The sequence below is a fragment of the Rhodococcus aetherivorans genome (assembly GCF_025722975.1).
Classification (GTDB): domain Bacteria; phylum Actinomycetota; class Actinomycetes; order Mycobacteriales; family Mycobacteriaceae; genus Rhodococcus; species Rhodococcus aetherivorans.
In genome coordinates, this window is the sequence record NZ_CP106982.1 from 191,016 (window position 1) to 211,322 (window position 20,307).

Annotated in this window: 18 protein-coding genes and 1 tRNA gene; 9 read left to right on the top strand and 10 right to left on the bottom strand. The window is 69.7% G+C overall.

The window, feature by feature from the left end:
- Positions 1-32: 32 nt before the first annotated feature.
- The 3 genes from OCS65_RS00910 to OCS65_RS00920 all read left to right on the top strand — a co-directional run bounded on the left by OCS65_RS00910 (position 33) and on the right by OCS65_RS00920 (position 1,484).
- Positions 33-632 (top strand): histidine phosphatase family protein, encoded by a 600-nt coding sequence (locus tag OCS65_RS00910; protein WP_006942144.1) that lies wholly within the window; start codon positions 33-35, stop codon positions 630-632.
- 203 nt (positions 633-835) lie between these two features.
- Positions 836-1,180, top strand: coding sequence for a YtxH domain-containing protein (locus OCS65_RS00915; RefSeq protein ID WP_029546834.1), 345 nt, complete (start codon positions 836-838; stop codon positions 1,178-1,180).
- Between the two features lie 148 nt (positions 1,181-1,328).
- Positions 1,329-1,484 (top strand): hypothetical protein, encoded by a 156-nt coding sequence (locus OCS65_RS00920; RefSeq protein ID WP_006942148.1) that lies wholly within the window; start codon positions 1,329-1,331, stop codon positions 1,482-1,484.
- A gap of 19 nt (positions 1,485-1,503) precedes the next feature.
- Here OCS65_RS00920 and OCS65_RS00925 read toward each other — a convergent pair whose 3' ends face one another.
- Positions 1,504-1,797 carry a putative quinol monooxygenase gene (locus OCS65_RS00925; RefSeq protein WP_006942149.1) on the bottom strand — a complete coding sequence of 98 codons (294 nt, stop codon included), beginning with the start codon at positions 1,795-1,797 and terminating at the stop codon, positions 1,504-1,506.
- A 62-nt stretch (positions 1,798-1,859) separates the two neighbouring features.
- Here OCS65_RS00925 and OCS65_RS00930 point away from each other — a divergent pair, with 62 nt between their 5' ends.
- Complete coding sequence (locus OCS65_RS00930; protein ID WP_006942155.1) at positions 1,860-2,774, top strand: SDR family NAD(P)-dependent oxidoreductase; 915 nt, start codon at positions 1,860-1,862, stop codon at positions 2,772-2,774.
- A gap of 45 nt (positions 2,775-2,819) precedes the next feature.
- On the opposite strand, the gene OCS65_RS00935 is transcribed toward OCS65_RS00930, so the two are convergent.
- Together OCS65_RS00935 and OCS65_RS00940 are read right to left on the bottom strand one after the other, a co-directional pair.
- A complete protein-coding gene (locus tag OCS65_RS00935) occupies positions 2,820-3,653 on the bottom strand; it encodes an alpha/beta fold hydrolase (RefSeq protein ID WP_029546831.1) in 834 nt (277 codons plus the stop codon).
- 281 nt (positions 3,654-3,934) lie between these two features.
- On the bottom strand, positions 3,935-4,666 hold the full coding sequence (locus tag OCS65_RS00940; protein ID WP_263508465.1) for a MerR family transcriptional regulator: 732 nt from the start codon (positions 4,664-4,666) through the stop codon (positions 3,935-3,937).
- 54 nt (positions 4,667-4,720) lie between these two features.
- Between OCS65_RS00940 and OCS65_RS00945 the strand changes: the two genes are divergently transcribed.
- Entirely contained in the window at positions 4,721-5,029 is a 309-nt protein-coding gene (locus tag OCS65_RS00945) for a hypothetical protein (RefSeq protein WP_006942158.1), read from the top strand.
- A gap of 78 nt (positions 5,030-5,107) precedes the next feature.
- Here the strand turns inward: OCS65_RS00945 and OCS65_RS00950 are convergent, their stop codons facing one another.
- The 5 genes from OCS65_RS00950 to OCS65_RS00970 all read right to left on the bottom strand — a co-directional run bounded on the left by OCS65_RS00950 (position 5,108) and on the right by OCS65_RS00970 (position 13,911).
- The gene (locus OCS65_RS00950) at positions 5,108-6,022 is read right to left on the bottom strand and encodes a cutinase family protein (protein ID WP_006942159.1); all 915 of its coding nucleotides are present in this window, start codon (positions 6,020-6,022) and stop codon (positions 5,108-5,110) included.
- 91 nt (positions 6,023-6,113) lie between these two features.
- Positions 6,114-6,893: a YncE family protein gene (locus tag OCS65_RS00955; protein WP_231385978.1), complete on the bottom strand. Its 780-nt coding sequence runs from the start codon at positions 6,891-6,893 to the stop codon at positions 6,114-6,116.
- 106 nt (positions 6,894-6,999) lie between these two features.
- On the bottom strand, positions 7,000-8,451 hold the full coding sequence (locus OCS65_RS00960; protein WP_006942164.1) for a glutamate synthase subunit beta: 1,452 nt from the start codon (positions 8,449-8,451) through the stop codon (positions 7,000-7,002).
- Positions 8,444-13,039 (bottom strand): glutamate synthase large subunit, encoded by a 4,596-nt coding sequence (gene gltB / locus OCS65_RS00965; RefSeq protein WP_006942166.1) that lies wholly within the window; start codon positions 13,037-13,039, stop codon positions 8,444-8,446. Before gltB ends, OCS65_RS00960 begins: the two co-directional genes overlap by 8 nt.
- 320 nt (positions 13,040-13,359) lie before the next feature.
- Positions 13,360-13,911: a TetR/AcrR family transcriptional regulator gene (locus tag OCS65_RS00970; protein ID WP_006942168.1), complete on the bottom strand. Its 552-nt coding sequence runs from the start codon at positions 13,909-13,911 to the stop codon at positions 13,360-13,362.
- A 55-nt stretch (positions 13,912-13,966) separates the two neighbouring features.
- Here OCS65_RS00970 and OCS65_RS00975 point away from each other — a divergent pair, with 55 nt between their 5' ends.
- The 3 genes from OCS65_RS00975 to OCS65_RS00985 all read left to right on the top strand — a co-directional run bounded on the left by OCS65_RS00975 (position 13,967) and on the right by OCS65_RS00985 (position 17,444).
- Positions 13,967-14,998, top strand: a complete 1,032-nt coding sequence (locus OCS65_RS00975; protein WP_029546828.1) for an FAD-dependent monooxygenase — start codon at positions 13,967-13,969, stop codon at positions 14,996-14,998.
- Positions 14,999-15,144: 146 nt separating this feature from the next.
- On the top strand, positions 15,145-16,791 hold the full coding sequence (locus OCS65_RS00980) for an acetolactate synthase (protein ID WP_168578834.1): 1,647 nt from the start codon (positions 15,145-15,147) through the stop codon (positions 16,789-16,791).
- Between the two features lie 320 nt (positions 16,792-17,111).
- On the top strand, positions 17,112-17,444 hold the full coding sequence (locus OCS65_RS00985) for a hypothetical protein (protein WP_029546827.1): 333 nt from the start codon (positions 17,112-17,114) through the stop codon (positions 17,442-17,444).
- A 211-nt stretch (positions 17,445-17,655) separates the two neighbouring features.
- Here OCS65_RS00985 and OCS65_RS00990 read toward each other — a convergent pair whose 3' ends face one another.
- Entirely contained in the window at positions 17,656-18,399 is a 744-nt protein-coding gene (locus OCS65_RS00990) for a methyltransferase domain-containing protein (protein WP_082120158.1), read from the bottom strand.
- Positions 18,400-18,682: 283 nt separating this feature from the next.
- Positions 18,683-18,768: transfer RNA gene (locus tag OCS65_RS00995), tRNA-Leu, on the bottom strand.
- A gap of 138 nt (positions 18,769-18,906) precedes the next feature.
- Between OCS65_RS00995 and OCS65_RS01000 the strand changes: the two genes are divergently transcribed.
- Positions 18,907-20,268, top strand: a complete 1,362-nt coding sequence (locus OCS65_RS01000; RefSeq protein WP_072633822.1) for an FhaA domain-containing protein — start codon at positions 18,907-18,909, stop codon at positions 20,266-20,268.
- Positions 20,269-20,307: the final 39 nt, after the last annotated feature.

Genomic DNA, 20,307 nt, shown 5'->3' on the forward strand with positions numbered 1-20,307 from the left:
CGCGCGTTCGGTCGCCGTGGGATCGTGGTGACGTGCAGCTTCTCCTTATTCGCCACGCCCTACCCGAGCTCGCGCGGGTCAGCGAGGGACGCGCCGACCCGTCGCTGACCGACGAGGGCCACGCACAGGCCGCGCGGCTGCCCACCGCGCTCGAGCCCTACCGCATCGCGCGGCTGTTCAGCAGTCCGCAGCGCCGCGCCCTCGAGACCGCGGCGCCGCTCGCCGAGATCCGGGGACTACCGATCACGCAGCTCGAGGGCCTGGCGGAGTACGACTACCACCTCGACCACTACATCCCGTTCCACGTCGCGCAGGAACTCGCGCCGGATGCCGTGGCGCGCATCCGCGCCGGTCAGCTGCCCGATTTCGTGGATGCGGAGGAATTCCGCACCCGCGTTCTCGCCGCCACGCAGCACATCGTCGACACCTGCGACCACGGGGACACCGTCGCCGTGTTCGCCCACGGGGGCGTCATCAACGTTCTGCTCCAGGATCTGCTCGGGCTCGACCGGCCGCTGATGTTCCCCATCGAGTACACGTCGGTGACCCGCATCCTCGTCTCCCGTAACGGCGCCCGGCGGGCCGCATCGGTCAACGAGACCGGGCATGTGCGCGACATGCTCCGCGTCTGAATCCGGACGGATGCCGGTAGTTCGTCGCAACCGGTGTGAAGCGGACGGGATCCGGGTATCGGTACGAGGTGGGCGGAGCCGCGACGACGCAGGCTCCGCGAGGGCGCAGCCGACCGGGCGGTGAGTATCCGTCGGGGGCGACCGCTGGCCGGCGTCGACGATGCCGGGCCTCACGACCGAGATTCGACGAGCAGGAGATTGCCATGATGAGAGTTCTGACCTTCGCCGCCGGCGCCGCCGTGGGCTTCGTGCTGGGTACCAGAGCCGGGCGCGACACCTACGAGAAGATGCGGGATCAGTCCGCGCAACTGTGGAACAAGCCTGCCGTGCAGCAGAAGGTCACCGAAGCGAGGGCGACCGTGCAGGAGAAGGCACCGCAGGTGCAGGAGAAGGCCGGCGACCTGGCGAAGAAGGCCGCCGAGAAGGCCCACCTCCCGGGTGGCGGCAACACGGCGCCCGGCGCCGCCGGGGGTGGGCCCGCCGTCACTTCCCCCGCCGCGGGCGCGCCGATCGTCCCGCCTGCTCCGGAGGGCAAGCACTCGCTGTAGGACCCCGGCCGCGAACCGGCCCGGTGCCGCATCGGCCGCGTTCCGGTGCGGCACCGGCAGGCGTACTCGCGTGCCGAACGGGTACACCGAACGCATACGGGCCGGGGCCCGAACGGCCCGGCCCGACACGATTGCCACAGGAGGCGACATGACCAGACCCGACGGCGACGGTGACCCGGCAACCGCCGACACCGACAGCGGAGCCCCGGGCGCCGACGACGACGTCCTGTCCGACCCCGCCGAGTGGTCCGGGGAAGGCGGCGCCACCGAGGAGGGCCCGTCCACCGACGTCGAGAACGGGTGAGATCGGACCGGTCGAGCCGCTAGGCCACGACCGTGAGCGGATGGATCACCGGGGCGGCCGCGAGATGCTCCCCCACGGTCGCCAAGGCGGACGTGATGTGCCGGGAGGTCATGTGCGCATCGAACGCCTCCTGACCCGTCCAGACCTCGACCGTGACGAACGTGCCGGGCGCCGAGGCGGATTCGAACAACTCGTACGAGACGCAGCCGTCCTCGTCGCGACTCGCGGCGGCCAGCGCCACCAGCGCGCCGCGCACCGCATCCTCCGACCCGGGCTTCGCCGGAATGGTCGCCACCACGCGCAGTTCCGTCATCTCTCGACGGTACCGCGCGCGCTTGCCGTGCACGAGCGGCCCGGGCGAGGAAGATGTAACCCATGGGATCGCGGATCGCGGAGATGCGCCGATGGCGCGCAGGGACAGTGGTACATCAGCGCCTGCACGACCTGACCGGGACGCTCGCCGTGGTCACCGGGGCGGGCAGCGGCATCGGCCGTGCGACGGCCCGGGCCTTCTCCGACGTGGGGGCGATCGTCGTGGTCGCCGACCGCAACCTCGACACCGCCCGCGAGACCGCCGAGATGCTCAACACGCCCGACCCCCAGGCCGGCGGCTCCCGAGCGGTGTACGGCGGTGGCGCGCACGCGTACGAACTCGACGTCGCCGACGAGGAGCAGGTGCGGCGGTTCGCCGCGACGGTCCGCTCCCAGCACGGCGTGCCGGACGTGCTCGTCAACAACGCCGGCATCGCCGTGATCGGCACCTTCACCGGCACACCGCAGGAGACGTTCGAGCACGTCATGGACGTCAACTTCTGGGGTGTGGTGTACGGGTGCCGGGCGTTCGGGGACCAGATGCTCGAGCGCGGCACCGGCGGGCACATCGTGAACGTCGCGTCGGCGGCCGCGTTCACCCCACAGAAAAGCCTCGTCGCCTACTCGACGAGCAAGGCCGCGGTACTGATGTTCACGGACTGCCTGCGGGCGGAACTGATGGGCCACGGGATCGGCGTGAGCGCGATCTGTCCGGGGCTGGTGGGCACCAACCTGGTTCCCAGCGCCGAGATGGTGGGACTCGGCGTCCGGGAGCAGCGCAAGCTCCGCGAGCGGGTCACGGCGCTGTATCGCACCCGAAGCTACCCACCGCAGAAGGTCGGTGAGGCGATCGTCGCCGCGGTGCGGCACAACCGAGCCCTGGTCACCGTGATGCCGGAAGCGAAGGCCCGGCAGTGGATCAGCCGGCTCGCCCCGCCGGCGATGCGATTCGGCGCACGCTTCGAGCCGGACCGATGAGCGCCGTGCGGGGCTGCACCGGCCGGCGCAGCCCCGCACGGCGTTCTACTTGGCGAGGAACTCGAGCAGGGCCGCGTTGACCTCTTCGCCGTGCGTCCACAGCAGCCCGTGCGGGGCGCCTTCGATCTCGACGTAGTCGGCGGCGGGCAGGCGCTTGGCGAACTCCCGAGCGGTGGCGTCGATGGGCAGGATGTTGTCGGCGGTGCCGTGGACGATCAGTGCCGGCACGTCGATCTTCGGGATGTCCTCGCGGAAGTCGGTGAGCCAGGTGGGCTGGGCGGCGACCGACGCGTACGGTGAGGCCCCCGCGGCCACCTGCCAGCTGGCTCGCAGAGCCTCCTCGCTCAGCCGGGTGCCGAGGTAGTCGTCGGTGTTGAAGAAGTTCCGGAAGAAGTCCGTGAAGAAGGCGTACCGATCCGCCTCGACCGCGGCCCGCAGTCCGTCGAAGACCTCCCGGGGTACACCGGTCGGATTGTCGTCGGTGCGCAGCAGGAACGGTTCGAGGGAGCCGAGGAAGGCCGCCTTCGCCACCCGCTGCGAGCCGTGAGTCCCCAGATAGCGGCCGACCTCACCGGTGCCCATGGAGAAACCGACGAGAACCACGTCCCGCAGATCGAGGGTGGACAGGACGGTGTGGAGGTCCGCGGCGAAGGTGTCGTAGTCGTAGCCGATCGTCGGCTTGCTCGAGCGTCCGAAGCCCCGACGGTCGTAGGTGATGACGCGGTAGCCGGCCTCGAGCAATGCGGCGGTCTGCTTCTCCCACGACGTGCCGCTCAGCGGATAGCCGTGGATGAGTACCACCGGTTGCCCGGAACCGTGGTCCTCGTAGTAGAGCTCGATCGGGGTGGAATTCTCGGTGCCGACGGCGATGTAGCCCATCATGGTCCTCTCGTAGCTGGAGACGTACCACTGGTTTTCGGAATGCCCGGTGCGAGCCTATAGCGATCTGTCGGACATCTCCGCCCGTCACCACGAATTCACCGCCGACACCGGCATACCCGTCTACTCCTGCGAGCCACACCCACCCTGGCACAGGGGAACCAGCGAGAACGCAGATCAGCTTGTGCAGCAGCACTTTCCACGAGCACCGCATCCTGCGACGTTTGCCCTGTCGTTGCGCGGCGAGCGCCGACGGATTCACCGTTGTCCGCAACGTCGAGTCACGGGTCCAGTTCTGTGCGGATGAGCGTGTCGAGTCGCTGCCATGCCGGGGACGAGGCGTTGACCGCGCCCTGGATGAGTGCGGCGATATCGGAGGCTTCATCCAGCTCCGGTAGTTCGTCCCTGCCGTAGCGTTCCCGGGTCGCCCCGGTGATCCGGCGGGCGAGGTCGTCGATGCGGGGATCGTGGGCATCGAGGTCGTGCGCGTGGTCGTAGTCGAGGAAGAGTTGCCGCAGCGCCGGGTCGGCCAGGATCTCGGCTTGGTCGTGAAACAGTGCGATCGCGCGGTCCGGGTGGGTGGCGAACACGAGGATCCACAGGTCACGTTGCAGCTCCACCCATCGAGGCGTGAAGCCCCAACGATCCAGGCGCTCCAGATGGGTACCGACCTCGGGGGGCAGCGGTGTCAGATGCCCGGCGGCGAGCTGGCGCAGGCGCCCTTGCGTTGCCCGCAGGCCACGGATGCGGGCGGTGAGCTCGTCGTCGATCTCGCGCAGCGCCTGCTGGAACTCCTCGTCGGTCGCTGATCTCAGATCACGGATACGGGCCAGAGAGACGCCGGCTTCGGCGAGCGTCCGGATCTTGATCAGGTCGATGGCGTCGTTCGCGCCGTACCGCCGGTAGCCGGACGCATCGCGGTTCGGCTCGGGAAGCAGCCCCTTGTCGTGATAGACGCGGACGGTCTTGATCGACACACCCACGTACCCGGCCAGCTGCCCGATGGTGATCACCCGGCCATCGTCCCACTTGACCTTTCCCCAGGGGCAGGGTTGCACGATGGAGTCATGGCGAACACGAACTTCGATCGGGAGACCCTGCGCGAACTGGCCGATGCGGGCAACGAGACCGCTCTGGACCGGCTGGCCGACCTCGCCGACGCAGCCGGTGACCTCGGGGAGCTGAACGAGCTGTTGGACGAGGGATCCGTGCGCGCCGGGTTCCTGCTCACTCGGCGCGCGGCCGCGGCCGGCGACCTGCGCGAGCTGCAACGGATCTCCGACGCCGGGTACGACGAGGCCGGGAACGAACTGGACCGGCTGTTGAAGGCGCCGGCCGACGAACACCGGGATCGAGGATCCGATCGCCCGCTGTAGCGGCGCTCCAGGCGCCGCCCTGCCCGCCGCGCGCGGCATCACCGTGCGCGCACGACGCGGCTCGCGGACCGGCCGGCGTCAGACCTTGGAAGCCAGCCAGTTCCGCAGCCACGTCGTCGCCGAGGTGCCGCTCACGTCGACCGCGTAGTTGGAGTAGTCCTGGTGGATCTGCGACTCGTAGAACTGCCGGAGCTTGATCTCGCGTTCGTCGTTGGCCTGCTCGGTGAGCTGGGACTGCAGGATGGGCAGACCGCCCGCGTTCATCAGGTCCAGGTAGATGGCGTCGGCCTCGGCGCGGTACCGGTCGACGGCGGACGGGTCGCCGCCGGAGGCCATCGCGAGGAATCCGGCGGCGCGGGTGACGAAATCGTCCTTGGGCGTCGAGCAGTACAGGTCACCCACGGCGCAGAAGGTGCGGACATCGCCGCTGACGAACCCGAACCCGCCGATGCGGGGCCCGCCGGCGCCGTTGCCCGCGACGGGCGGGCCGACCAGGATGTCCGCCTCGGAACGGCGCGGGTCGGAGAGCAGGCCGACCGCGGCGAGCCGGTGCGGCGGGACCACGCCGAAGCCCGTGCCGATCTCGGCGGCGAGATCGCCGGCCGCGTCGGCGCCCTGGCTGTAGCCGACGAGGGCGAACCGGGCGCCGGGGCACGCGGCCGCGGTGGCGGCGACGATGCCACGGGCGTTGTCGACGGCCTCCTGCCGCGAGGCACCGTAGACTTCACCCTCCCATGGGAACGCCGTCGCGGCGTACCGGACGTAGTCCACCCGGGTGCCGGCGGGAAGGCCGGAGGTGACCGCGGCGAGCATGCCGTTGCCCCGCTGAGGATCGGGAGTATTCGAGGTTTCCCACGTGCCGGGCACGGCGACGACCTGTAGCTTCGGGCATCCGGCCGGGTCGGCCTGGACCGCGGGCGCCGTCGCAACCGACCCCACCACGGTCGCCGCGGCGACCGCCACCAGCGTCAACGCACTTCTCAACCCCACCACGGCCCCCTGAGGTCTCCTGCCGATCTCGACTCCGTCACGAAATGATGCCTAAGAAATATGACACAAAGATGAACGGGATGGGAGAGCATCTTTACTCGCGCAGGACGGTCACCACTCCTCCGCCGATGTTGGTGACGAACACGTTCCCCGCCCCGTAGTCGACCGCCGTCCCCACCGTGCCGCGGTCCACCACGCGCTGCAGCTGCCCAGGACGGTCCACGACGGTCACCGCCGAGCCGCCGATGTTGGTGACGAAGACGTTGCCGGTCAACGGATCCGTGACCACGACACCGGGAGGCAGCAGCTCCGCCGGCAGCGGTCCGACGGTCGGATCGTGGTCCGCGATCGTCACGTTGCCGGCGCCGATGTTCGTCACGTAGACGCCGTCGGTGCCGGCGTCGAGCGTGAGTTCGGGGGTGAGGCCCGCGAGCGGGGACGCCGCCGGCCGCTCCGGGGACGGCGACGGCCCGGCGAGAGTGCGGTCGCGGTCGACGGTGACCGTGCCGACGCCGAGGTTGGTGACCGCGACGTTGCCGTTACCGCCGTCCACGCGCATCTCGACGGGCGCGCCGGAGGATTCACCGGCCGCACCGGCGGCCGGGCGCGGCGGGACGGTCACCGACACGCCGCCCGGACCCACGTTCGTGATGCACGAGTTCCCCGCTCCCCCATCGACTCCGAGGAGGCGCAGGCCGTCGTACCCGACCACCGGCGGCGCCTGCGGCGTGCCGTTCACGGTGACGGCGCCGCCGACGTTGCGCACGCACTCGCCGGGGGCCTGCGCGGCGGCGGGAGCGGCCGCCAGCGCCGCCAGGGTTCCGGCCCCGAGCATTCCTGCCGCAAGTGATCGTCTCGTGATCCGGTGACCCATGCGCACGACCATAACGCGCGAACCGTCCCGAACGGACGAAACGGGACGGGCGCGCCCACCGGATTTCCGGTGGGCGCGCCCGTCGTGGGTTCTGCTACCTCAGCGCTCAGCGCTGCGGCATCGTGGTGGTGGTGATCGGCGAAGGGAGCACCGTTGCACCCTCGAGGTACCGATCGACCGCCGCCGCGCAGGAACGACCCTCCGCGATGGCCCACACGATGAGCGACTGACCACGGCCCATGTCGCCGGCGACGAAGACGCCGTCGACGTTGGTGGCCCACTCCGTCGAGCGGGCGACGTTGCCGCGCTCGTTCAGGTCCACGCCGAGGTCGGTGAGCAGGCCCGGCTTCTCGGGGCCGACGAAGCCCATGGCGAGCAGCACCAGGTCGGCCTCGAGTTCGAAGTCGGTGCCCTCGACCTTCTCGAAGCGGCCGTTCACCATCTTCACCTCGTGCGCCTTCAGGGCGGCGACCTTGCCGTCCTTGCCGACGAACTGCTCGGTGTTGACGGAGAACACGCGCTCGCCGCCCTCCTCGTGCGCGGAGGACACGCGGTACATCAGCGGGTAGGTCGGCCACGGGGTCGACTCGGCGCGCTGCTCCGGCGGACGCGGCATGATCTCGAACTGGTGCACGCTGGCCGCGCCCTGACGGTGCGAGGTGCCGAGGCAGTCGGCGCCGGTGTCACCGCCACCGATGATGACGACCTTCTTGCCCTTCGCCGTGATGGTCGGCTCCGACAGGTCGCCGAGCTGCACGCGGTTGGCGATCGGCAGGAACTCCATCGCCTGGTGGATGCCGTCGAGCTCACGACCGGGGATCGGCAGGTCACGGGCCTCGGTGGCGCCACCGGCGAGCACGACCGCGTCGAACTGCTCGCGCAGCTCGTCGGCGGTGATGTCGACACCGACGTTGACGCCCGCCTTGAAGACGGTGCCCTCGGCCTCCATCTGCGTGAGGCGGCGGTCGATGACGGCCTTCTCCATCTTGAACTCGGGGATGCCGTAGCGCAGCAGACCACCGATGCGGTCCTCGCGTTCGAACACGGTCACCGCGTGGCCGGCGCGGGTGAGCTGCTGCGCTGCAGCCAGACCCGCCGGACCGGAGCCGACGACCGCGACCTTCTTGCCGGTCAGCTTCGACGGCATGACCGGCGCGACCCAGCCCTCGTCGAAGGCCTTCTCGATGAGCTCGACCTCGACCTGCTTGATGGTCACCGGGTCCTGGTTGATGCCCAGGACGCAGGAGGCCTCACACGGTGCGGGGCACAGCCGGCCGGTGAACTCCGGGAAGTTGTTGGTGGCGTGCAGGCGCTCGATGCCGTCGTTCCACTTGCCCTTGTAGGCCAGGTCGTTCCACTCGGGAATCAGGTTCCCGAGGGGACAACCGTTGTGGCAGAACGGGATACCGCAGTCCATGCAGCGGCTGGCCTGGACCTGGAGGGTGTCGAGCGGGAACGGCTCGTACACCTCCTTCCAGTCGAGCAGCCGCAGCGGAACCGGCCGGCGCACAGGGGTTTCGCGCGAGCCGTGCTTGAGGAAACCGGTCGGATCAGCCACGAGCCGCCTCCATGATCGCCTCGTCCACGTTCGCGCCTCGAATCTCGGCGTCCTTGATTGCCATGAGCACCTTCTTGTAATCGCGAGGCATGACCTTCGCGAAGTGACTGACCTGCTGCGACCAGTCGGCCAGAATGCGGGCTGCAACCTCGGAGCCCGTCTCGTCACGATGGCGCTCGATGGCGCCCTTGAGCCAGAGGAAGTCCTCGCCCTCGAGGTCCTCGAGATCGACCAGCTCGGTGTTCAGGTTGTCCTCGAAGTCGCGATCGGGGTTGTACACGAACGCGACACCCCCGGACATGCCGGCGCCGAAATTGCGGCCGGTCTTGCCCAGGATGACCACCTTGCCACCGGTCATGTACTCGCAGCCGTGGTCGCCGACGCCTTCGACGACGGCCGTGGCACCCGAGTTACGCACGGCGAACCGCTCACCCGCCACGCCGCGGATGAGAGCCTCGCCACTGGTGGCACCGAACAGGATCACGTTGCCGGCGACGATGTTGTCCTCGGCGACGAAGCCCGGCGCCGCGTTCAGCGGCGGGCGGACGACGATCCGGCCACCGGACAGGCCCTTTCCGACGAAGTCGTTGGCGTCGCCGAACAGCCGCAGCGTGATGCCCTTGGGCACGAACGCGCCGAAGCTGTTGCCGGCCGAACCGGTGAAGGTGATGTCGATCGTGTTGTCCGGCAAGCCCTCCCCGCCGTACACCTTGGTGAGCTCGTGGCCGAGCATGGTGCCGACGGTGCGGTTGACGTTGGCGATCTTGGTCTCGATCGTCACCGGCGTACCCGACTCGAGCGCCGGCCTCGCCTGCGTGATGAGCTCGTTGTCGAGCGCCTTGTCCAGGGCGTGGTCCTGCTCCTTGGTGCAGTGCAGGTCCTGCTCGCAGAAGATCGGCGAACGGGTCTGCTCCAGCAGCGGCGACAGGTCCAGCTTCGAGGCACGGTAGTGGTCGACGGCCTTGGTGGTGTCGAGCATGTCGACCCGGCCGATCGCCTCGTCGAGGGAGCGGAAGCCCAGCTCGGCCAGGTACTCGCGCACCTCCTCGGCGATGTAGAGCATGAAGTTCTCGACGAACTCCGGCTTGCCGGTGAACCGCTTGCGCAGCACCGGGTTCTGCGTCGCCACGCCCACCGGGCAGGTGTCGAGATGGCACACGCGCATCATGATGCAGCCGGACACCACCAGCGGAGCGGTGGCGAAGCCGAACTCCTCACCGCCGAGCAGGGCGGCGATGACCACGTCGCGGCCGGTCTTCATCTGCCCGTCCACCTGCACGACGATGCGGTCGCGCAGACCGTTGAGCAGCAGCGTCTGCTGCGTCTCGGCGAGGCCGAGCTCCCACGGCGCACCCGCGTGCTTGAGCGAGGTCAGCGGGGAGGCGCCGGTGCCACCGTCGTGACCGGAGATCAGCACCACATCGGCGTGGGCCTTCGACACACCCGCGGCGACGGTGCCGACACCGATCTCGGAGACCAGCTTCACGTGGATGCGGGCCTGCGGGTTGGCGTTCTTCAGGTCGTGGATCAGCTGCGCGAGATCCTCGATCGAGTAGATGTCGTGGTGCGGCGGCGGCGAGATCAGGCCCACGCCCGGCGTCGAACCACGCACCTCGGCGACCCACGGGTACACCTTGTGCGGGGGCAGCTGACCACCCTCACCCGGCTTGGCGCCCTGCGCCATCTTGATCTGGATGTCGGTGCAGTTCGTCAGGTAGTGCGCGGTGACACCGAACCGGCCGGAGGCGACCTGCTTGATCGCCGAGCGACGCCAGTCGCCGTTCGCGTCCGGGGTGAAGCGGTCCGGATGCTCGCCGCCCTCACCGGAGTTCGAGCGGGCGCCGAGGCGGTTCATCGCGATCGCGAGGGTCTCGTGCGCCTCCGCGGAGATCGAGCCGTAGCTCATCGCACCCGTGGAGAACCGCTTGACGATCTCGCTCGCCGGCTCGACCTCCTCGAGCGGCACCGCCGGGCGGGCACCCTTGCGGAACTCGAACAGGCCACGCAGCGACGCGAGCCGCTCCGACTGGTCGTCGACCAGCCTGGTGTACTCCTTGAAGATCGAGTACTGCCCGGTGCGGGTGGCGTGCTGGAGCTTGAACACCGTGTCCGGGTTGAACAGGTGGAACTCACCCTCGCGGCGCCACTGGTACTCGCCGCCGACCTCGAGCTCGCGGTGGGCGTGCTCCGACGGACGGTCCATGAAGGCGAGGGAGTGCCGGGCGGCGACGTCCTGGGCGATCTCGTCGAGGCCGATTCCGCCGAGCTGCGACTGCATCCCGGTGAAGTACTCGTCGACGACCTCCTGCGAGAGGCCGATCACCTGGAACAGCTGCGCACCGGTGTAGGAGGCGAGCGTGGAGATGCCCATCTTGGACATCACCTTGAGCACGCCCTTCGAGGCGGCCTTGATGTAGTTCGCGAGGGCCTTGTCGAGGGTGATGCCGTCCGGCAGGTCGCCGTTCTGCAGCAGCTCGTCGATGGTCTCGAAGGCCATGTACGGATTGACCACGGCCGCACCGAAACCGCACAGCGCGGCGATGTGGTGCACCTCGCGGGCGTCGCCGGCCTCGACGAGCAGGCCCACCTTGGTGCGGGTCTTCTCGCGGACGAGGTGGTGGTGCACCGCGGAGGTGAGCAGCAGCGACGGGATCGGCGCGAGGTTCTCGTCGGACTCGCGGTCCGACAGCAGGATCAGGCGCGCGCCCTTCTCGATGGCCTCGGAGACCTCGCCGCGGATGTTCTCGAGCGCGCGGCGCAGACCCTCGCCGCCCTCGGCGACGGGGTACAGGCCGCGGATGATGACGCTGTTGAAGCCGGGGAACTTGCCGTCGTCGTTGACGTGGATCAGCTTCTGCAGGTCGTCGTTGTCGATGACCGGCGCGGAGACGAGGATCTGCCGGCACGAGTCGGCGGTCGGGTTCAGCAGGTCGCCCTCGGGCCCGAGCATGCCGCCCAGGCTCGTGACGACCTCCTCCCGGATGGCGTCGAGCGGCGGGTTGGTGACCTGCGCGAACAGCTGCGAGAAGTAGTCGAACAGCATTCGCGGACGCGCGGAGAGCACGGCGATGGGGGTGTCGGTGCCCATCGAGCCGAGCGCCTCGCCGCCGGTCGCGGCCATCGGCTTGACCAGGAGGTTGACCTCCTCGCTGGTGTACCCGAACACCTGCTGCCGCAACACGACCCGCTCGTGCGACATGTAGGTGTACTTGCTCTCGGGCAGATCCTCGAGCCGGGCGATGCCCTGGTCGATCCACTCCTGGTAGGGGTGCTCGGCGGCGAGGGCGCTCTTGATCTCCTCGTCGTCGATGATGCGGCCCTGCGAGGTGTCGACGAGGAACATGCGACCGGGCTGCATGCGCAGCTTGCGCACGACCTTCTGCGGTTCGATGTCGAGCACGCCCACCTCGGAGGCCATGATCACGAGGCCGTCGTCGGTGACCCACACGCGCGACGGGCGCAGGCCGTTGCGGTCGAGGACCGCGCCGACGACGGTGCCGTCGGTGAAGCACACCGACGCCGGGCCGTCCCACGGCTCCATGAGCGCCGCGTGGTACTCGTAGAACGCGCGACGGGCCGGGTCCATGGACTCGTGCCGCTCCCACGCCTCGGGGATCATCATGAGCACGGCGTGCGGCAGGCTGCGGCCGCCGAGGTGCAGGAGTTCGAGCACCTCGTCGAAGCGGGCCGTGTCGGACGCGCCCTCGGTGCAGACCGGGAAGATCTTCTCGAGCTTCTCGCGGCCGCCGAACACGTCGGAGTCGATGAGCGCCTCGCGGGCACGCATCCAGTTGGCGTTGCCGGTGACGGTGTTGATCTCGCCGTTGTGGGCGACACGGCGGAACGGGTGCGCCAGCGGCCACGACGGGAAGGTGTTGGTGGAGAAGCGCGAGTGCACCAGGCCCAGCGCCGATTCGACGCGCTCGTCCTGCAGATCGCGGTAGAAGCCCTCGAGCTGCGGCGTGGTGAGCATGCCCTTGTAGACGAAGGTCGACGCCGACAGGCTCGGGAAGTACACCGTCTCGCTGCCGGGGCCGTCCTGGCCGGCGCCCTCGCGGCCGAGCTCGTGCTCGGTGCGCTTGCGGACCACGTAGGCCCGCCGCTCGAGCTCCAGGCCACCGAGGGTCCGGTCGGGCGAGGTGATGAAGATCTGGCGGAAGCTCGGCATCGCCTGCCGGGCCAGCGTTCCCAGGTCGGAGGGGTCGACGGGAACCTCGCGCCAGCCGAGGACCTGCAGGCCCTCCTCGGCGACGATCGCGTCGACCGCGGCGACGGCCTCGTCGGCGGCCTTCTCGTCCTGCGGCAGGAAGGCGATGCCGGTGGCGTAGAAGCCGATCGGCGGCAGGTCGAAGTCGACGACCTCACGGAGGTAGCGGTCCGGGACCTGGATGAGAATGCCGGCACCGTCGCCGGTGTTCGACTCGGAGCCCGCTGCGCCGCGGTGCTCGAGGTTCACCAGAGCGGTGATCGCCTTCTCCACGATGTCCCGGCTGCGGCGACCATGCATGTCGACGACGAATGCGACACCACAGGCGTCGTGCTCGTTCGCCGGGTGGTAGAGCCCTTGCGGCCCGGGAAGATGCTTCATACCTAGCCTTCGTTGCGTTAGATTGCAGCGACGACCAGCAGCGCTGATGGCCATCTACTTGCGTGAGCAAGTACCGACACGTGGTGGATCGGCACCGATCACCGTTCAGTATCCGCCCTTCCGCGACGATGCGGGTGCCAATTTTCGGCAGCTCGGGCCGGACCTCCCGGTCGGCTTGGACGTCGTGTGTCCACCGTGTTGCATACAACGATATGTCAGCCGCCGGGGGACGACGCAACCAAGGCTATCCTATCCATCCCTAACGAGCCGGTGACCGCCCGTTAACACGCGGTTGACGCACGGCCGCCCGGCGCGCCTCGTCACCGCAGCGCGCGCACCATCCGGCGGAGGTCGTCGCGCGGGTCGAGATCCACATCGTCCGAGGTCAGACGGTGCAGGATCATCCCGTCGAGGTGGTCGGTGAGCACGCGCGCCCCGGCGACGGGATCCGAGGACCCGAGGGCGGCGAGCACCGCCAGGCCCATGCCCCGCAGTTCGTCGCGGCGGCGCTGCACGGACCGTCGCAGCGACGGCGAGGCGGTGGCCTCGACGAACAGCGCGAACCGGGCGCGGGTACGTACGGCATCGGGGCCTGTCGCGAACATCACGTACCCGGCGAGCATGTCGACGAGCTCCTCCTCGGTGCGCGGGAGGTTTCCGCCGCCGAGGACGGCGACGTCGGCCCGGTCGCGCTCGACGAGGCGGTCGAGGACGCCCTCGAGCAGGGCCCGGCGGGTGCGGAAGTAGTTCGACGTGGAACCGGCCGGCACGCCGGCGGCCGCGTCCACCCCGCGATGAGTGAGCCCGCGCAACCCTTCCCGGCCGAGCAGGTCGATCGCGGCGTCGAGCACCGCTGCGCGCTTGTCGGTCACATCTCGACACTACAACAGTAGTGACATGACACTACATCCGTAGTACCTTGACTTCATGACCAGGAACAACGGCGGCAAGGCCGCGATCCTCGGCGGGGGCATCGGCGGGCTCACCGCAGCGAATGCACTGATCCGGCGGGGCTGGCACGTCGACGTGTTCGAGCGCTCCCCCGCGCTGCCGCCCACCGGGACGGCCCTGGGAATGTGGCCGGCCGCGCTCGACGCACTCGCCTCGGCAGGGCTCGGCGGCGGCGTCGAGCGGCTCGGCGTCGCACTGGACCGCGGCGCGATCATGCGGCCCGACGGCCGCGAGCTCGCACGGTTTCGCACCCGGCGTCCCGCCGTACTGCTCTCCCGGCCGGCCCTGCTGGGCCTGCTCGCCGCGGGCCTGCCCGACGAGGCGGTACGGCTCGGCCGGCCCGCTCCGCCGCTGACCGAGCTCGCCGGCTACGACATCGTGATCGGCGCGGACGGCCTGGGCAGTCCGACCCGTGACGCCCTCTTCGGCCCGGACCACCGGCCCGTCCACGCCGGCATCGCGGCGTGGCGCGGCTGGGTGGACGGCACCGTGGACACCGCGACCGAGACGTGGGGGGCGGGTGCGCTGTTCGGCATCACGCCCCGCGAGGGCGGCCTGATCAACTGGTTCGCCGCCGTCCGCGCGCCGGCCGGCACCACCGGCGGCGTCGACGACCTCGTCGCCCGGTTCGGCGACTGGCATCCGGCCGTGCGCGACGTGCTGAACCGCCTGGATCCGGCGACGGTGCTCCACCACGAGATCTACCAGTCCCCGCCGCTGCCGTCGTACGTGCGCGGCAACGTCGCACTGCTCGGCGACGCCGCCCATGCCATGACCCCCAACCTCGGCCGCGGTGCCTGCGAGGCGATCGTCGACGCGGCCACCCTCGCGGATCTGCTCGCCCGGTTCGACGTGCGCGACGCGCTCGGCCGGTACGACCGGGCCCGGCGACGCGCCACCCGGCTTCTCGTGCGGGCGTCGTACGCGGCGAGCCGGGTGACCACCGCCGAGCACTGGACGGGCCTGCGCGACGCCGTGGTCGGCCTCGCGACCCGGCGAGGGGCGTGACGCATCCACCGGTGTGTCTTTCCAGCTGTACTACAACAACTTTCGATCGGAAGCCGGCCTCCGCCCCGGACCCCCGGCCCGGCGACCACGCTCGTGTTCCCCCGAACCCGCCCCACGGCAGTGCCCTCGGCCGTACCCTTCGCGCCATGAGCCCGGACCTCGAGGGGCACGGCGGCGATCACGCCGCGGCGGTGGCCCGCTCCCACGGCGTCGAGACGATGTTCACCCTCTCCGGCGCGCACGTGTTCCCGCTGTACGACGCCGCGGTCAAGGGTGAAGCACGCATGCGGCTGATCGACGTGCGCCACGAGCAGACCGCGGTGTTCGCCGCCGAGGCCACCGGCAAGCTCCTGCGGCATCCCGGGCTGGCCGTGCTCACCGCCGGGCCGGGCGTGACGAACGGCGTCAGTGCCGTCACCCAGGCGTACTTCGCGGGGTCGCCGCTGGTGGTGCTCGGCGGCCGCGCACCCAACGCCCGCTGGGGCACGGGCAGCCTGCAGGAACTCGACCAGCCGCCGCTGCTGTCCACCGTCACGAAGCTGTCCGAGACGGCGGCGACCGTGGATCGCGTCGGCCCGCTGGTCGACGAGGCGTTCACGGCGGCCCGCACGTCGCACCGGGGGCCGGCGTTCGTGGACGTGCCGATGGACGAACTGTTCGGCCGTGCCACCCTGCCGCGTCCGTCGCCGCCGGCCGCGGTCCGGCTCGAGCCCGACTCCGAGTCGCTGGCGGAGATCGCCGCCCTGCTCGCCGGGGCACGGCGGCCGCTGCTGGTGCTGGGTACCGACGTGTGGGCCGATCACGCCGAGGAGGCGGCACTGCGGTTCGTCGACGAGGCCGGCATCCCGGTGATCACCAACGGCATGGGCCGCGGGGTGGTCCCGGGTGGCCATCCCCTCCTCGTCACCAAGGCCCGCGGCACCGCGGTGGGGACCTGCGACCTGGCGATCGTCGTGGGCACCCCACTGGACTTCCGCCTCGGCTACGGCCGGTTCGGTGGGCGCGACGGCGCGCCCGCGGCCCGGGTGGTGCACGTGGCCGACTCCCCCGGTCAGGTGTCGGCACACGCCGAACTCGCCGGCTCGGTGTCCGGCGACCTCACGGCGTGCCTCGACGGCATCCTGTCGGCGCTGTCGTCGCGCCCGGACACGGACGTCTGGGTGACCGGACTGCGCGACGAAGTAACTGCCGCCGCGGCGCGCGACGCCGCCCTGCTGGCCGCCGAGGCCGATCCGATCCACCCGGCCCGGATCTACGGCGAACTGCTGCCGCGGCTGGCCGAAGACGCCGTGGTCATCGGCGACGGCGGTGACTTCGTGTCGTTCGCGGGCAAGTTCGTCGAGCCGAAGCGGCCCGGGCAGTGGCTCGATCCGGGGCCGTACGGCTGTCTCGGCGCCGGGCTCGGCGCGGCCGTCGCGGCGCGGGTGGCGCGGCCGTCGAGTCAGGTGGTGCTGCTGCTCGGCGACGGTGCTGCCGGTCTGTCGCTGATGGACATCGACACCCTCGTGCGGCACGAGCTGCCCGTGGTGATCGTGGTGGGCAACAACTCGGCGTGGGGACTCGAGAAGGGACCGATGCAGCTGCTGTACGGGTACGACGTGGCAGCCGACCTGGCGCCGGGCACGCGGTACGACCTGGTCGCGACCGCTCTCGGGGCGGGCGGTGAGCTGGTGACGGATCCGCGGGAGCTCGGTCCGGCGCTGGACCGGGCCTTCGCGTCCGGGGTGCCGTATCTGGTGAACGTGCTGACGGACGTCACGGCGGCGTATCCGCGGGGCACCACAGGAATCTGAGAGCGGCCGGATCACCTAGCACGCGAACGTAAAAACCCCATAAATAACAACTGACCGCAGCGATTAAATCAGCTGCGGTCAGCGGTATCGAAAGGGTAACAGGGGGTGGTTAGGGTACGGAAACAAAAGTTCCGTGAAGTGAGTCACATCAGGTTTGGCCCTGTTCAGCCCCGGGAACCGTCCCCGGACGCGGATGCGCGGAGATGTCCGTCACAGGGCAACTGATTGAACACTCAACCATCTGGGCAAACGTCCCGAGTCGGGCAAAACAGTCCGTGCATCCTGCATGCAGGACGCGGGTACGTGCCAGACTGCTCGCCATGAGCACGACCCGCACGGCAACCCGCACGACCGCCCGGCCCGCGCGAGGGGGCGCGACGAACCTCGTCGACCTCGCGGCGGCCGGCGACGAGCACACCGTCGCCGACGCCCATCAGGGCCAGGTGTTCCTCGGCATCCTCCACCGCGAGAACGACAGCGTCGCCGCGGCACTCACGACCGCCGAGACCTGCGCGCGGATCGAACGCGGCAGCGGCTCCGTCGCCGCCGCACAGCGATACGAGGCGGAGGCCCGGCGGCTGCGCGAGACCCAGCGGGAACTGCACTGCATGATCGCGAACCTGCGGACGCGCTTCGCCGGCTCCGGCTCCTGAGCGGGCGCGCCGAGCGACCGGACAACGACTCGGGCCCCCGATCCGTATGGATCGGGGGCCCGAGGTGATGGTGTGCGGTTCGCGATACCTGGTCGGCAGCACTTTCTGCAGAGGCGTTCCAGAGCTTTTCCCTGAGTTCTCCGGAGCATTACCCGTCCTGCTCGGCGAGGGCCACCCTTGCGGACTTCCTGACCCGAGACGCGAGTCCGTATCAGGCCGAACCTGCAGCTTCCGGAGCATGCGAGGTGATGTGGCGGCACACCAGCATGTGGTGAGCGCCCCTTTGGAACCGGTAGTCGACCTCGACGACTTCACCGGCGATGTCGTGGTTCCGAAGGTCGGTGAGCAGCTCGTCCACGCGGGGATAGCGAACCGAGGAACCCGAGACCACGAGCGGAAAGACCCGCAGTTCACCGCGGGCGACACGCATCAGTTCCCGGATCGCGTCGAGGTGGAAGGTGTGATCGAGGCGGTCGGAATAGCTGAACAGCAGGTGCGAGCTGAGCACGAGATCGAAAGCGGCATCGGGGAACGGCAAGGACGGCAACCGCCCGGCAACGTAGCGGCGCGGATGCCGGCGGATATCTGCGGCGAATTCCTCGACTGCCTGCCGACGCACGCGTGCATGCTCGTCGGGATCGGCGAAGAACGTCCAGTCGTAATGTTCGGCGTGGGCTCGGATGTACCGGTTCCCACGATCGGTTTCAGCTACCGCAACGACGGCGAGTTGTTCGGTCTCGCGGTCGAAATAGGCCATATCGCATGCGGTCACGTCACCGCCGAGGCGGTTCACTGCGCTGGTGAACCCCGCGGCGCCGCCCGGACAGTCCAGGATTGTGCGGGACAGGTCCTCGTCGGTGAGATTGAACATCGACCGGTACTCGTCCAGTGAACGGGAGCTGATCAGCATCTCGCCGATACCTGTCGTGGGTGCGGTATCGATGTCGTGGGTCACGGGGTGGTTCCTCTCGGATCGAGGCCACCTCACCCGCCGACCGGTATCACCGTCGTACAGGAAAGTGAGCGTCACCGACCGCGGAGAAGGCGGCCGGACAACACAGTCGACAAGGCCGCTAGAAGTACGGCCACCAGGGCTGTGTCAGGGTCATCACCGCTCTATGACAACACGCCCGAAGACCGAATCCGAATCGGACCGCCCGTCCGATCGATCAACGAAACGAGGCCACGACCTCCTTCGAGTTCGTGACCTCGTCCGTCGCAGTTCGTGGAACTGCTCATGGTGGGCGAAGGGGGACTTGAACCCCCACGTCCCGAAGGACACTGGCACCTGAAGCCAGCGCGTCTGCCATTCCGCCACTCGCCCGAGCGACTGGAGAACAGTAACACACCCTCCCGCCGAACAACGATTCGCCTGCACAGAGGCCCTTTGCCGACGCTGCACCGGCCCGCCGGGGCAGCGCCGCCCCCTCCACCGGGCCGGATCGGACGAAAAGTCGATACCATGCAGAAGCGAGCTCTGCATTGCGACACGCAGACCGGAAAGGGGGTCGCCGTGGGTATCGCGCAGCGATTCGAGCGCAAGCTGCAGGCTGCCGTCAGCGACGTGTTCGCGCGCGTCTTCGGTGGCGGTGTAGTTCCGCAGGAAGTGGAGGCCGCGCTCCAGCGCGAGGCCACCGACGGCGTCCAGCAGCTCGACCGGGGCCACATGCTGGCTCCCAACCGGTACGTGATCACGATCAGCGAATCCGATCACGAAGCCCTCGCCGCGGATCGGGACTTGACGGTGAAGGCGTTCGCGCGTCACCTTGAGGACTTCATCCGCGAGCAGGGGTGGCAGACCTACGGTCAGATCCAGGTCGCATTCGAGTCGTCGGCGGCACTGCACACCGGGCAGTTCCGCACGCACGGGTCGGTCGACCCCGACGTCGGGCGCTCACCGGTGCGCGCCCCGGCCTCGCGGACACCGCACAACCGTTCAACCGTGACCCCCGACCCAGGAGTTGGCTCGATGACGCAGAATCCAGGCTACGACCCAAGCCGTGACCCCGCCGAGAGCGCCGAACCGCAGTACGCGCGGAACGGTCACGCGCACGTAGGCCAGGATCAGCGCTACCAGCAGGGCCAGCGGAACGGCGGGGCGTATCCCGCCGCGCAGGCGCCCTACGGCGGCGAGCAGCAGGGCGGTTACGACGCCGGCGGCTACGACCAGCAGGACTACGGCCGGGCCGGCGGCCACGAGGACCGGGGCTACGGCGAGGAGCGGGGCTACGGCGGCCACTCCGGACAGGCGTACAGCCAGGACTACGGGCGCGACTACTCCCCGCAGTACCCGTCGCAGCAGGCCTACGGCGACGACCGCTACCAGGGCGGGTACGCCCAGCCCGGCGGCTACGACCAGGGCTACGCCGACCAGGCTTACGGCCAGCAGGGCTACGCCGGACAGGGCTACCCCGACCAGGGCTACGCGGAGCAGGGTTACGGCCAGCAGGGCTACCCCGACCAGGGGTACGCGGATCAGGGCTATGCGGATCAGGGCTACGGCGCCGGCGCGTACCAGCCCCCGCAGGCCGGCCGGGTGCTGACCGCGACGCTCCAGCTCGAGGACGGCAGCGGGCGCTACTACCAGCTCCGGGAGGGCAGCAACATCGTCGGACGCGGGCAGGACGCCCAGTTCCGGCTGCCGGACACCGGTGTCTCCCGGCGCCACATCGACATTCGCTGGGACGGGCAGGTGGCCATGCTCTCGGATCTCGGTTCCACCAACGGCACCACCGTCAACGGCGCGCCCGTGCAGGACTGGCAGCTCGCCGACGGCGACGTGATCCGGGCGGGACACTCGGAGATCCTGGTGCGCATTCTCTGAACGCCGGGGACCGAGACCCGATCGGAACCGGCACGAGAC